Consider the following 13547-nt stretch of genomic DNA (forward strand, 5'->3'; position numbering starts at 1 on the left):
CGTTGGGGAGTTTATTAATGCTATTGTAATTATCCGCCAAGGCAGATCGGATACAAAATTGACAACACTCATTTCTTTATTAACGGTAAAAATCTTAATTATAATCAACTACTTACGAAGACTCGTGTTCTCATAAATTATACTCAACAGGTTTTAACGGGGGCATATTTTATAAGCATGGTTGTGTATTGAACGAAAAAACTCTTATGGCTACTAAAGTTTTAATCATAGAAGATGAAGATGCTATTCGAGAAAATATAGCCGAAATGTTATCGCTTTCCGGTTATGAGGTAAAAACAGCAAATAATGGCAGTGACGGTATCTCTCAAACATTGGTCTTTAAACCCGATGTCATTGTGTGTGATATTATGATGCCTGTTATGAATGGTTATCAGGTACTTAAAACCCTTCGAAGCTCCACTTCTCAGGCAAATACTCCATTCATTTTTTTGACTTCTATGGCCAACCCTGCCGAAATACGTGAAGGAATGTTGATAGGCGCTGATGATTATTTAACAAAACCCTTTAATTTTTCTGAATTGATTGCCACCATTGAAAGTCGCTTAAAACGGGAAAGAATACGAAAAGAAGAATTAAATGCCCGGATCAAAGAATATCAATGCAGCCTTAACAAAGTCTCAACGCATGAATATAATACACCATTGAGCAGTATAATGGGGTTCTTACATCTGCTGTCAGATCATTATTATTCTTTTAATAAAGAGGAGACTTTGTCAATGCTTGAATTAATTACGATCTCATGCATTCGTTTAAAGAAGACACTGGACAATACTCAATTGCATTTTCTTTTACAACAACTTGAGCCATCAAGCAATTGGTATAATCAATATACGACCGGGCATGCGCTCATTGAAGAATATTGGGTAATTCAATTTACTTCAACATTGGCTCATCAATATGAAATTAATTTTGTACGTAAAACTTTTTTTTCTGTGTCAATAGAAAAAGCCAATATTGCTATTTCAGAAACGAACCTAAAAAAAATTCTGGAAGAGTTAATTGAAAATGCCTTCAAATTTTCCGACGATGAGACTTCTATAGAAATCATTGGAAAGAAAACTGAAAATACGTACACGTTAAGTATCAAAAATCAAGGGAGAGAATTTAAACAGGATCACATTCAACAAACAGGGCCTTATATTCAATTTGAGAGAGAAAAATATGAGCAACAAGGCCTTGGGTTAGGATTATGGATTGCGCAGGAATTAGTCACAATCAATAAAGGGCAGTTTGAAATAGACAGCAAAGACGGTTTCACTGTTGTAACGATTGTTTTTCAAATCCATAAAATGAATCTACGCACTTGAAACGTTTATAGACCTAAGTTCATAACAACCCGACGTAAAAGACATCAGCATTTACCCTAAAGGACGCTTCACTTTTTCACCATGCCCCACACGATCAGCCACTGCGCGGCGGCATAAGTGGTCATGATAAAGAGAGAAGAAGATTCGAAAGGCTGCAAAAACTTATTGATCGCAATCCCCGAATCAGAAGCGATAAACAACACCGCTCCCGCCAACACCCAACTATAACTTATCGTATTGACCGAACCTCTTCGAAGAGCCGCCGCTGCCCCCATGGTACACAAACAAATACCATACGCAACCACAGGAATCCATAGCCCTTGTGTAGCAGGATTTTGCGTTAAAGGTTGATGCAACATCATTAGAAAAGCCATTGCATACATGGCAAAGGGCAATGTCAGCCACCACCACACAGGCCGCAATTGCGTTTTTCCTTCGGTAGTAAATGTATTTCTGAAAGCCAGAATATAGAAAATTTGCATGACCAGAAAAGAACCCAATCCGGCCACAAAAAGGTCTTTTTCGCGAATCATCAGAAATACATCACCGCCAAGCCCAAACCACATTCCTATCCATAACAAAGGATATGACTTTCGGTATTCTCTTGCCCAAAACAGCAGCGAGAGCATAATAAGGGGCTTTAATACATAAACTCCTACCCAAACTCCGGCATAGCCACAGGCAATTTCGGCCACCACAATGACCGAATAAATAAGTAGTTTTAAACGCATATTTTTATTAAAAACAAACAAATCCAACCCGTAGGGGCAGACTTTACGTCTGCCCGAAACCGCATACAAAGGGCAAACGTGAAGCCTGCCCCTACATTATTTCCTGACAAAGCTCAATCAATACACCATTAGTGCTTTTGGGATGCAGAAAGCAAACCAGTTTATTATCAGCACCTTGCTTGGGCGTTTCATTCAGCAGCACAAAACCTTCGTTTTTAAGGCGCTGCATTTCCGATACAATATCCGCTACCTCAAACGCCACATGATGAACCCCTTCTCCCTTTTTCTCAATAAATTTTGCAATAGCACTCTCGGGATTTGTGGCTTCCAGCAATTCTATTTTTGTTTCATTAATTTTAAAAAAAGAAGTAGTTACTCCCTCCGACTCTACCGCCTCGTGTTTGTAAGGTTGGATACTGAAAAGTTTAGAAAATAATTCGTCGGAAGCAGCAATGTTTTTGACCGCTATTCCAATGTGTTCTACGTTAACAAACATACGTTTTTAATTTTTCAGCAACTCCGGAACAATATTGACAATAATGAGCAAATGAGCCAAAACCTATTCGTAGTTCTTTTCCTCGTTGCCTCACCGTTATTGATCTCAATTTGCTCTCAAAGGGTTGCTTTATGCAAAATCTACTTTAAGACAAAGCGGAAATCGGAGCTTCAAATTATTTCAAACGTTTGCATGTATTTTTACGACAAAAGGTTGATTTCTTCAAAACTTAATAATGTATATTTGTTGAGTTATAGGTTTTCAACTTCTATTTACTTTTATATATACTCATGAACGCAACATCTTATAGCAACGCCGAAATAGCTCCCTTGGCGAGTTTGGATGAGTGGGAAGATGATCTTTTAGTTCGTTATCCCGACCCTGACAGTATCGCTCAGGCAAAAACCAAAGAAGAATTCCGTAATTATGATAGCCCCGCCCGCGACACCGTGACGGAGTTTTATCGCCTCAATCACAAGTATCAGACCTATGATTTTGTGATGGAGAAAGAACGTGACTTTCTAAAATTTGATAAGAAGGAAATGACCCTTTGGGATTCATTTGACTTCCTTAATACGTTGGTGGATGATTCAGATCCGGACATCGACCTTGATCAACTCCAACACCTCCTTCAAACATCCGAAGCCATTCGCGCCGACGGCCATCCTGACTGGTTTGTATTGACCGGTTTGCTGCACGACATGGGCAAGGTGCTTTGTCTGTTTGGAGAACCTCAATGGGCCGTCGTAGGAGATACTTTCCCGGTGGGTTGTAAGCATTCAGACAAAATTGTTTTTCCTGAGTTCTTTGCCGCCAATCCTGATACCTACGATGAGCGTTACAACACAAAATACGGCGTATATGAGCCTAATTGTGGCTTACGTAATGTACACATGTCATGGGGGCATGATGAATATTTGTACCAAATGACCAAAAATTACTTGCCCGAATCGGCTTTGTATATGATCCGTTATCACTCATTCTATGCTCAGCACCGTGAGCAGGCGTACAATCACCTGATGGATGAGCACGATCACGAGTATTTTAAATACGTAAAGCTTTTCAATCCATACGATTTATATACGAAGTCTCCTAATGTTCCCAACTGGAAAGAGCTTCGTCCTTATTACGAGGATCTGGCCGCCAAGTATTTGCCGGCAACCTTGAAATTCTAAAACAAAAGAGCGGTTTTTAAGACCGCTCTTTTGTTTTTATACGTTAATTCGGTGAAGAGAGACTTGCTGTTCAACAAAATGCGTTATATTAGTAAGACCTCCTATGTTTAAATTGCCATGGCTACTGATCGCCCCGTTACCATTAAGGATATTGCCCGAAAGTTCAAATGTTCTCCCTCTACTGTATCGAGAGCTTTAAACAATCACCCTTTGATCAACGAAGATACGCGCCGTAATCTTCAGGAATACGCCCAAAAAGTAGGATACCAACGTAATTCGGTCTCGTTGAGTCTTCTTAATAAACGCACCGGCACCTTGGGGGTCATTGTTCCCACGCTCAACCACCAGCACGAAACTGCCATTATTGAGGGTTTACAATCCATCCTTCAACCCTTGGGGTACTTGATGAATATTTGCGTAAGTAACGAAAGCTATCTTCTTGAAAAAGAATACGTTGACAAACTGTTAGCCAACCGCGTGGAAGGGATATTTTTGTCTGTCTCACAGGAAACGTACGACTCAGGCCATTATGAACACCTCGAAAGTATCATCCAACGCAAGGTACCCCTTATCTTTATTGACCGGGAATACGAAGGGTTTGAAGCCTGCCGCGTTACTATTGACGACTATTATGGCGCTTTTGCCGCCACCGAGCATTTGATCAAAATGGGATGTCAACGAATTGCCCATCTAAAAGGCCCCCACGGTCTGGCGGTAACCGAACAGCGTTACAAAGGCTATATTGATTGTCTGGAAAAATACCGGATCCCTTTAAACGAAGACCTGATCGTAACGACCAATTTTGGTGTGGAAAGCGCGATTATTCCCACTCAACGTCTCATGGAATTACCACAACCTCCCGACGGTATTTTCGGAGTAAACGATCAGGTAGCCATTGGAGCCATGTATGTAGTGCGGGAAAAAGGATTTGAAGTGCCCAACCAAGTTGCCATTGTCGGATTTGATGATTCGCCCATATCGGCTTACATTCAACCCACACTTACCACCGTAAAACGTCCCGGAAAACAGATCGGAACGGAGGCTTCGCGAATTTTTTTGGGTCAATTAAAGGACTCTTCTACGCATTTACCTGTTGAAAACATTGTTTTGTCTTCGTCACTGATCGTTCGGGAGTCTACTTTGAGAGTAAATCTTTAGATAGTTCAACCGTTGCATTTGTCACGTCCTGCTGTGCACCGGAGGCCAGTGTTTCTCTCAATTGATTACTGGTCTTCGTGCTTCCATCGTGCGACCAGCCCGGCGGATTCAATACATATTTAAGTTTGGTTTTCCAATCTACCTTACGGCGCAGGTCATTGGCAATGGCCTTCCATTCATGAAAAACAGTATGACCGATTCCGCGTTGTGCAAGAGGTGTCGTTAAACCATACTTTAAAGGAATGTCTGCATCTTCGGGCTGAAAAGTACCAAAAAGCTTGTCCCAAACAATAAGGCACATACCCATATTTTTGTCCAAATACTCAATATTGGAAGCATGATGGACGCGGTGGTGCGAAGGTGTAACCAGAATATATTCCAAAACTCCCAATTTCCCCACATAATTGGTATGTACAATGATGCCATAGATTTGTGTAATAGCATACATAAAGATAATATCAGCGGGGCGAAAACCTAACAAAACCAAAGGAATAAAGTAAACAAAACGATACAACGGCTGAAATACGGAAGATCGAAAACCGGTCGTAAGATTAAAAAAGTCGGAAGAATGGTGCGTAACGTGAACCGCCCAAAATAAACGACAGTAATGATCTACAACGTGTAATACGTAAAACAGAAAATCTTCGGCCAAAAACAGCAATAACCAATAGCCGTAAACGTTGGTAATTTCGGTAAAGTGGTACTGATAAAACCAAGTTAAAATGACAACATAAACCACCCTGAAGGCCAAATCAATACCTCCGTTAAAAAGCATTAATAAGAAATTGGTGATCGTATCACGCCAGGTATAATATTGACGGTGTTGCCAATGGCTCAGCAATGCCTCCAATCCAATTAGGAGTGCATAAAGTGGGGTCGTAAGTTGAATTAACGCTTGTTCTAATTCGTTACTCATTAGAAAAATACTATTTTTGCGGGGCAATTTACGCAAAAACAAAACATATTTAATACGGTAAAGTTGACAAACCCAACGAAACGACGTATTATAGCAAAAATCCTGACGAAAATCACATGGTAGGAATTATAATGGGCAGCATTTCAGATTTAAAAGTAATGCAGGAGGCTGCCGATATTTTAAAAGAATTTGGAATTGATTACGAAATAGATATTGTTTCTGCCCATCGGACCCCCGAAAAAATGGTCGAATATGGCAAATCTGCCCGCACTCGCGGTCTGAAAGTAATTATTGCAGGCGCAGGCGGTGCCGCTCACCTGCCCGGTATGGTCGCTTCGCTGACTACATTACCTGTCATAGGTGTACCCGTCAAAAGCAGCAACTCCATAGATGGATGGGATTCTGTCCTCTCCATTTTACAAATGCCTTCGGGGGTTCCCGTAGCAACGGTAGCTTTAAACGGCGCCCGCAACGCGGGAATTTTGGCCGCTCAGATCATTGGTGCTTCAGATGTAATTGTTGGCACCAAACTTGAAGAGTACAAAGAAGCACTTAAAGACAAAGTGGCGGAAATGAGCCTGGAAGCTCAAAAAATCAATGCGCTGAAATGATAATGATGTGCGATATTGTATGGCACAAAATTTAACTATATTTTTAAATTAGATTTTACAAAGTCGGGGTTTTATGGCTATAAAGCATAACCTTTACGCTTTGTAAATCGACTAAAACACTACCAAATCAAATGTCAGAGAACGAAAACAGAAATCGTCGCCCTGAAGAATCGTCAAAGTTGCCTTATCTTTCGTTAGGAGTATTGGTTTTGATGATTGCCGGACTTTTATACGTTGGGTATGAGTACATTGCCGACGACGCTGCCGATGTAGACCAACTCCTGAATACGCCTTTAGATACCACCGGCCGGGAATTACAGCCTATTCCTAACGAAAACGATCAGTTGTCAACTACGCCTGCAGCATCAAAAGACACCGAAAGTGATTCTGAAGCGAAAGATGATAAACCGACTGCTTCTGCCAAAGATGAAGAAGTTGTAACTCCAACTACTCGCCCAACGGACGAAGATGAGCCCAAAAAGCCCGAAGAAAAAGCCCCTGAAAAACCAAAAGAAACACCTGCGCCGGTAGCTGTGAATCCCGGAGGTGTGGAAATTACGCATACAGTTCAGAGCGGAGAAACATTCTACGGGATTGCCAATCGCTATAATCTGAAAAGCGCTACCCTTAAAGGGCTTAACCCGGTCATTAAAGACGAAACCACCGATGTAAAATCAGGCGTAACGCGTATCAAAGTTCGTGTTCAGGCAGTGCATACTGTTGGTCCCGGTGATATTCTACGCGTTGTGGCTGAGAAGTACGGTGTAACGGTACAGCAATTAATGGCGGCCAACAAAAAGACCAAGAATTTTACAGAACGAGGCGAGAAACTTATTATTCCTTTTCCTGAGAAAAAATAAGCGTTAGTTTGGGCAAAAAATGTATAAGTTGGTCGTTGGACAGGCAACAGGCCGCTTTTTGCTTATTCAACGGCCGGTTGATTGACGTTTAACTTACCTGCGCCAAGCGCTCTTTTCGGCCAAAAAACTCGGAAATAGTTGGTTCTTCGGATGATTTTACGTCCTGCTCATTGTAATACATCAGACTCCAGTTTCCGTTGTGGTCTTCCACCAAAGCACTCAGCGACTCTACCCAGTCACCCGAATTCATGTAGATCAACTCCCCTATTTGACGAATAGCGGGCTGATGGATGTGCCCGCAAATGATTCCATCGCAATTACGTGAGCGTGCAAGCTCAGTGAGTTTTTCTTCAAAATCAGAAATATAGCTCACCGCCGCTTTGACCTTTTGCTTTATCACCTGTGACAACGAATAATAAGGCTTTCCCTGCCAAGCACGATAATGATTATACAGCTTATTGACCCACAATAAAAAAGTATAGCCAATATCCCCTAAGTAGGCCAACCATTTGAGATTGGTGGTGATACTGTCAAAAACATCGCCGTGGGTAATATAATAACGCTTTGAGCCCGATTTAAGAATGTAATCCTTACGGATCTGAAACTGCTTACCCAAACGAAGCGGCATGATCTGGTCCAAAAAGTCGTCATGGTTTCCCCGCAGATAAATTACTTTTGTATCATAATCATCCATCATTTTCAGGACAGTTTTGAAAAAAGCGGTATGTTTTTTCTTCCAGGCACCGTATTTTTTCAGCTGCCATCCGTCAATGATATCTCCGTTGAGGATCAGTTTTTGGCATTTATATTGTTTCAAGAAGTTTGTTACTTCTTTCGCTTTGGACCCTTTCGTTCCTAAGTGAAGGTCAGAGATGACAATCGTGCGGAAATGTATGTTGCTTTTCATGTACTCAAAAAACGCAATTTTCCTTTACTTATTCATTACCAGCAATTTACGTTTTTGAGAAGTTTTTTTTCATCCAATAACATTATAGTAACACACAATTATCAGGTTTAGAAAATACATTAATTTTAATATGTAAACATTTGATTATCAACCATATAAATATCATTGACACTTATTTGGCAAAGAATTTGATTTGGTACTTACATACATTTAAAGGAACTTTAATAACAAAATAGCCATTAAGGTTAAATTTATAAGCAAAACCGTATACACATAAATGGAAAACCCGGTATTGATTTTTGGGGCAAAAGGCTTAGGATTGGTCGCATTAGACATTTTTCAGCGTAACAATGTAGTAGTTTATGGTCTTTTAGACGACGACCCTAACTTACATAACACCCAAATCGGGGAGTATACGGTATTGGGAAACACGGACGATGATGGTTTTTTAAAATTGATCGGCAAAAAATGCGAAGCTTTTGTTGCCATAGAAGCCCGTGCGGAACGAACAGATATCGTCGAAATGCTCAACGAGCGCCGCAGCGTCATGCCCGTAAACGCCATTCACGACACGGCCGTCATTTCAACTTTTGCCGAAATCGGTCATGGCAATCTTATCAGTGCCCGCGTGGTCATTGGTCCTAAAGCAAGACTTGGCAATCACTCCATCCTTAATACGGGAGTACTGATCGAACACGATGCCATCTTGGGCGATTATATCAACGTAGGAGCCGGGAGCATCATTGGCAGCGGCGCGGTGATTGATCAGGATGTATTTATAGGCTCCGGAGTGACGATCATTTCCGGAGTAAAAATTGGCAAAGGAGCCAGCATTGGTGCCGGTTCAGTGGTTGTGGAAAACGTTCCTGCGGGTAATCGTGTATTTGGTAATCCTGCTAAGAAGGTGTAGATTTTTAGCTAAAGATGGACTCAATTTGTTAGTGAGTTCATCTTTAGCCTAATGCATTGACCTCAAAAAACTTCACGTCCGCTTTTACATCATTGAGCAATGCTCTGGTTCGGTCAGGCCGCGCGTCGGTCAGAAATACCTGTCCAAACGTGCCGTTTTCAATGAGTTGAATGAGTTTTTGAATACGTCGGTCATCCAATTTATCGAAGATATCATCTAATAATAACAGCGGCTTCATCTCTTTTTCGACCGACAACAGCTCAAATTGAGCCAATTTCAGGGCCAACACAAAGGATTTCTGCTGCCCTTGCGAGCCAAATTTTTTCAAGGCAACCTCGCTCATCTCAAACCGAAAATCGTCTTTGTGCGCCCCCATATAGGTACGTTGTGTTTGCAGATCACGCTGCCGGTGGCGGCGGAAATTCTCCCTAAACTCCAGATCTTCCATTTCAGATTCATAATGAATCGCCACCGACTCCCGACTTTCTCCCAAAAAACCGTAAAAATGCTGCACCAAAGGTTCAAAATCATCCAGAAATCGCTGACGTCTGTCAAAGATACGATTGGCTAATGTGATAAGTGATTCGTCATACGTATCCAGCAGGACATCATCTACGTAATGACGTTCGTAAAAAATCTTCAACAGACTGTTTCGCTGTGCCAAGAGCTTATTGTATTGAAGCAGGTCCTGCAAATACAATTGGTCGAGTTGCGACAATACTCCGTCAAAGAAACGGCGACGTTCTTCGCTGCCTTCCCGTACCAGATCCGTGTCATTGGGTGCCACCAACACGATGGGAAATTCCCCTATGTGATCACTGATACGCTCATACGGCTTTTTGTCAGACATGAGCACTTTGCGTTGGCCGCGCTGCAAACTGCACGTGATCTGTATTTCCCGGGAATCTTTTCGGAAAACACCGTCAACAAGCATAAAATCAGCTTCGTGCTGAATACTGAAAGCATCCTGCACCTGAAACGCACTCTTGGTCAATCCCAGCCAGTAGATGGCATCGAGCAGGTTGGTTTTTCCGCTTCCATTCTCGCCCACGATGCAATTGAGCCCGGGACTAAACTCAAAACGCTCCTCTTCATAATTCCTGAAGTACGTCAAATGGAGTTTTTCTAAGTGTAGCTGTGGCATTAATTGGTTTTATGCTTATTTTCGCGGGGCAAAGATAAAATAGTCAACAGTTCGGAGTTCATAGTTGACAGATAAACTTTATTTTTTATAAAAAATGGCAACCAAAACCAAAGCGGCACCCGCAAAAACTACCCACCCCAAAGAACGATATATGTACTGGTATGAGTCAATGCAACTTCAGCGTAAGTTTGAAGAAAAAGCAGGACAGCTCTACGGTCAACAAAAAATACGCGGCTTTTGCCACCTCTACATTGGTCAGGAGGCGTGCTCTTCGGGCGGAGTAAGTGCATTGACAAAAGATGATAAATGGATCACCGCTTACCGTGACCACGGCATTCCATTGGCATTAGGTACTGATCCTAAAGCCATTATGGCTGAACTTTTCGGAAAAGCAACCGGTACTACCAAAGGAAAAGGCGGCTCGATGCACATTTTTGACAAAGAACGCAATTTCGTAGGTGGCCACGGTATCGTGGGAGCACAGATCCCAATGGGTGCCGGCATTGCCTTTGCCGAAAAGTACAACAAAACCACCAACCTTTGCATTTGCCTTTTTGGCGACGGAGCCGTACGCCAAGGTGCTTTGCACGAGGCGTTTAACATGGCCATGACGTGGAAATTACCCGTTATTTTCGTCGTTGAAAACAACGGATATGCCATGGGTACCTCGGTAAATCGTACCTCCAACGTAACTGATCTTTATACCATTGGCGAAGCCTACGATATGCCTTCTGAGCCGGTCGATGGAATGGACGTAGAAGCAGTGCATGAAGCTGTTAGTCGTGCCGCAGAACGCGCCCGCAGCGGACAGGGCCCGACGTTTCTGGAATTCAAAACGTATCGTTATCGTGGTCACTCAATGTCTGACCCGCAAAAATACCGGACCAAAGAAGAAGTCGAAGAATACAAAAAGCGCGACCCTATCGAGATGGTCAAGGATAAAATCCTGACAACGGGTATTGCAACGGAAGAGGATCTGGCCGCCATTGATGCCAAAATCAAGCAACAGGTAGAAGAAGCAGTGAAGTTTTCGGAAGAATCTCCGTGGCCCGATGCGTCTGAGATCTTCAAAGATATATATACGCAGGAAGATTATCCTTTTATAATGGACTAATTTACGGGAAAACAGCTGTTGGACTACGGGCATGGAAAATCAACTTCCGTTATCCGTAGTCCAACGTCTGTTTTCTACATCACATAGCTATGAAAACGTTAGGGAATTATTTTATTTTTCTTGGAAACTTATTCAGTAACCGCGAGAAATTTCGGGTCTATGTCAAACTGATTTTTGACGAATGTTCAGAGATCGGCATCAACTCGGTCTTTATTGTCTCTATCGTTGCTACCTTTCTCGGGGCCGTTACCTGCGTACAAACTGCCGACAACCTCGTCAGCCCTTTTGTGCCTAATTACATCATTTCATTGATTGTTCGAGACAGCAGTATCCTGGAATTTGCCCCAACCATTACCTGCGTTGTATTGTCAGGAAAAGTAGGCTCTCACATCGCGGGCGGCTTAGGCACCATGCGTATCACTGAGCAAATTGATGCACTTGAAGTAATGGGGATCAATTCAGTCTCTTACTTGGTTTTGCCCAAGATCATCGCTTCTATTATTACGTTTCCGATGTTAGTGATTCTTTCAGGCTTTCTATCGATTTTGGGCGGGTATTTGGCGGGAATCGCCACAAACGTTATTTCTCCGGAAGATTATATTCGCGGTCTTCGCTCTGATTTTCGTCCGTTCAATATTCCCTTTGCGATCATCAAGTCCGTTGTTTTTGCGTTCTTAATTACGTCTATTTCTTCGTTTAAGGGATATTTCACGCGCGGCGGAGCCTTGGAAGTAGGGCAGGCATCTACGGCAGCCGTTACCAACAGTTGTATTGCTGTTTTGGTAGCCGACTATCTTTTAGCGCAATTGTTGCTGTTGGATTAATTGCTTTCAATGACTTTTTCAACTACATACGCCTGAGTACCAAGCCATTTTGCTTCCTGGCCCAATTGTGAGATAACTACGGTCAGGTTATTTCTAAAATCAGTTAAGCAATATTTATTGATTGCCTGTTCAATCGGATTGGTAATAAAAGCGCCCGCTTTTGCCACGATCCCGTCGACGATAATAATTTCAGGATTGAACAAATGAATGGCGATAGATAACCCTTTGCCAAGTTCCATTCCGATTTCGTGGAGAATATCAATGGCAAACGAATCACCCTGCCAAGCAGCTTCTATAATGGTTTCTGCATCAATTTTTTCGCCTTCGATCGCCGAAAGTCGGGAAATTCTGCCTTCTGAAAGCCCTTTTTTAATACGACGAATCAATGAAGCGGCCGAGGTGATGGTATCCAAACATCCTACTTTTCCGCAATGGCATAATTCACCGTTAGGAACCACTTGAATGTGTCCCAGCTCACCGGCAAAACCGGAAGCGCCCTGAAATACTTCTCCGTTCAGTATAACGCCAAGACCAACACCCCAGTCAATATAAATTGCCAATACATGATCTTTACCCTGCGCTAATCCAAAGCGGTGCTCTCCAAGCGTGGTTGCTTTGGTATCATTGATAACGTATACCGGAAATTTGAAGTAGTTCTCCAAAAATGTACCAAAAGATTCATTTTGATTCAAACTGCGGTATGTAAAGTTGAAGCCTTTGCGGGCATCCACCAAACCGGCCACTGATACTCCCATGGCCATAAAATCATCGTATCGGATGTTTGATTCCCGCAAAACCTGCTCGGTAGCTTCAACGAGGCTATTCAAAAATTTAGAAGAATCTTCCAAACGAAGGTTAAAATCCCGTCGTAAGATCACTTCGTTTTTAAGATTCAATATCAAAATCTTTGTGTCGTGCGTATTGACATCCAATACAATGGAATAATAGCGTTCCGTGCTGAGGCTGAATAAAACGGGCTTACGTCCCTGTTTTGTGATTCCGGTTCCCACCGGCACAATCCATTTCTCCTCCACCATTTCTTCCACAATACTGGTCACTGAAGGCACACTGCTGTGAATGACACGGGCCATTTCAGCAATTGAACAGGTACCTGAGCGGTATAACTCGGTAAGAATGCGACGACGATGTTGACTTTTTTTGTAGTCAACGACAGAGGTTTTAGGCTGAAAATCGACCTCAGATGAAGTAGTAGAGTCAAACATAATAACTATTAAGGAAAATCAATGGCTAAAATACTGTATTTAAGTATATAAATGTAATATTAATTTTTTTTAGTAAATAACATGATTTAAAAATATTTTTTATTAAATTTATTTGTTAAAGCTAATTTTCTCTTTATCATTGTAAAATAA

The 13547-nt window shown here is 42.0% G+C and carries 14 protein-coding genes; 8 read left to right on the top strand and 6 right to left on the bottom strand.

Annotated elements, in window-relative coordinates:
• The first annotated feature begins 206 nt into the window (after window positions 1-206).
• A complete protein-coding gene (locus ACQY73_RS08000) occupies window positions 207-1328 on the top strand; it encodes a hybrid sensor histidine kinase/response regulator (RefSeq protein WP_428663906.1) in 1122 nt (373 codons plus the stop codon).
• A gap of 68 nt (window positions 1329-1396) precedes the next feature.
• Here the strand turns inward: ACQY73_RS08000 and ACQY73_RS08005 are convergent, their stop codons facing one another.
• Together ACQY73_RS08005 and mce are read right to left on the bottom strand one after the other, a co-directional pair.
• On the bottom strand, window positions 1397-2059 hold the full coding sequence (locus tag ACQY73_RS08005; protein WP_428663909.1) for a lysoplasmalogenase: 663 nt from the start codon (window positions 2057-2059) through the stop codon (window positions 1397-1399).
• Window positions 2060-2150: 91 nt separating this feature from the next.
• On the bottom strand, window positions 2151-2555 hold the full coding sequence (gene mce / locus ACQY73_RS08010) for a methylmalonyl-CoA epimerase (protein ID WP_428663912.1): 405 nt from the start codon (window positions 2553-2555) through the stop codon (window positions 2151-2153).
• Window positions 2556-2845: 290 nt separating this feature from the next.
• Here mce and ACQY73_RS08015 point away from each other — a divergent pair, with 290 nt between their 5' ends.
• Window positions 2846-3730, top strand: coding sequence for an inositol oxygenase family protein (locus ACQY73_RS08015; RefSeq protein WP_428663915.1), 885 nt, complete (start codon window positions 2846-2848; stop codon window positions 3728-3730).
• Between the two features lie 117 nt (window positions 3731-3847).
• Window positions 3848-4888 carry a LacI family DNA-binding transcriptional regulator gene (locus tag ACQY73_RS08020; protein WP_428663918.1) on the top strand — a complete coding sequence of 347 codons (1041 nt, stop codon included), beginning with the start codon at window positions 3848-3850 and terminating at the stop codon, window positions 4886-4888.
• Here the strand turns inward: ACQY73_RS08020 and ACQY73_RS08025 are convergent.
• Window positions 4866-5804, bottom strand: coding sequence for a sterol desaturase family protein (locus ACQY73_RS08025; RefSeq protein ID WP_428663921.1), 939 nt, complete (start codon window positions 5802-5804; stop codon window positions 4866-4868). The two genes, ACQY73_RS08020 and ACQY73_RS08025, sit on opposite strands and share 23 nt — an antisense overlap.
• A 116-nt stretch (window positions 5805-5920) precedes the next feature.
• Here ACQY73_RS08025 and purE point away from each other — a divergent pair, with 116 nt between their 5' ends.
• Both purE and ACQY73_RS08035 read left to right on the top strand, forming a co-directional pair.
• Window positions 5921-6415, top strand: coding sequence for a 5-(carboxyamino)imidazole ribonucleotide mutase (purE, locus tag ACQY73_RS08030; protein ID WP_428663924.1), 495 nt, complete (start codon window positions 5921-5923; stop codon window positions 6413-6415).
• Between the two features lie 131 nt (window positions 6416-6546).
• Window positions 6547-7275, top strand: coding sequence for a LysM peptidoglycan-binding domain-containing protein (locus ACQY73_RS08035; protein WP_428663927.1), 729 nt, complete (start codon window positions 6547-6549; stop codon window positions 7273-7275).
• Window positions 7276-7363: 88 nt separating this feature from the next.
• On the opposite strand, the gene ACQY73_RS08040 is transcribed toward ACQY73_RS08035, so the two are convergent.
• The gene (locus tag ACQY73_RS08040) at window positions 7364-8182 is read right to left on the bottom strand and encodes a UDP-2,3-diacylglucosamine diphosphatase (protein ID WP_428663930.1); all 819 of its coding nucleotides are present in this window, start codon (window positions 8180-8182) and stop codon (window positions 7364-7366) included.
• Window positions 8183-8459: 277 nt separating this feature from the next.
• Between ACQY73_RS08040 and ACQY73_RS08045 the strand changes: the two genes are divergently transcribed.
• Window positions 8460-9092 carry a NeuD/PglB/VioB family sugar acetyltransferase gene (locus ACQY73_RS08045; RefSeq protein WP_428663933.1) on the top strand — a complete coding sequence of 211 codons (633 nt, stop codon included), beginning with the start codon at window positions 8460-8462 and terminating at the stop codon, window positions 9090-9092.
• A gap of 43 nt (window positions 9093-9135) precedes the next feature.
• Here the strand turns inward: ACQY73_RS08045 and recF are convergent, their stop codons facing one another.
• Window positions 9136-10236 (bottom strand): DNA replication/repair protein RecF, encoded by a 1101-nt coding sequence (recF, locus tag ACQY73_RS08050; protein WP_428663935.1) that lies wholly within the window; start codon window positions 10234-10236, stop codon window positions 9136-9138.
• A 94-nt stretch (window positions 10237-10330) separates the two neighbouring features.
• On the opposite strand from recF, the gene pdhA reads away from it, so the two are divergent.
• Window positions 10331-11350: a pyruvate dehydrogenase (acetyl-transferring) E1 component subunit alpha gene (gene pdhA / locus ACQY73_RS08055; protein WP_428663938.1), complete on the top strand. Its 1020-nt coding sequence runs from the start codon at window positions 10331-10333 to the stop codon at window positions 11348-11350.
• An 89-nt stretch (window positions 11351-11439) separates the two neighbouring features.
• The gene (locus ACQY73_RS08060) at window positions 11440-12174 is read left to right on the top strand and encodes an MlaE family ABC transporter permease (RefSeq protein ID WP_428663940.1); all 735 of its coding nucleotides are present in this window, start codon (window positions 11440-11442) and stop codon (window positions 12172-12174) included.
• Here the strand turns inward: ACQY73_RS08060 and ACQY73_RS08065 are convergent.
• Window positions 12171-13397 (bottom strand): ROK family transcriptional regulator, encoded by a 1227-nt coding sequence (locus ACQY73_RS08065; RefSeq protein ID WP_428663942.1) that lies wholly within the window; start codon window positions 13395-13397, stop codon window positions 12171-12173. The two genes, ACQY73_RS08060 and ACQY73_RS08065, sit on opposite strands and share 4 nt — an antisense overlap.
• Window positions 13398-13547: the final 150 nt, after the last annotated feature.

Origin of the sequence: Runella sp. (genome assembly GCF_965279615.1) — a bacterium.
GTDB lineage: Bacteria > Bacteroidota > Bacteroidia > Cytophagales > Spirosomataceae > Runella.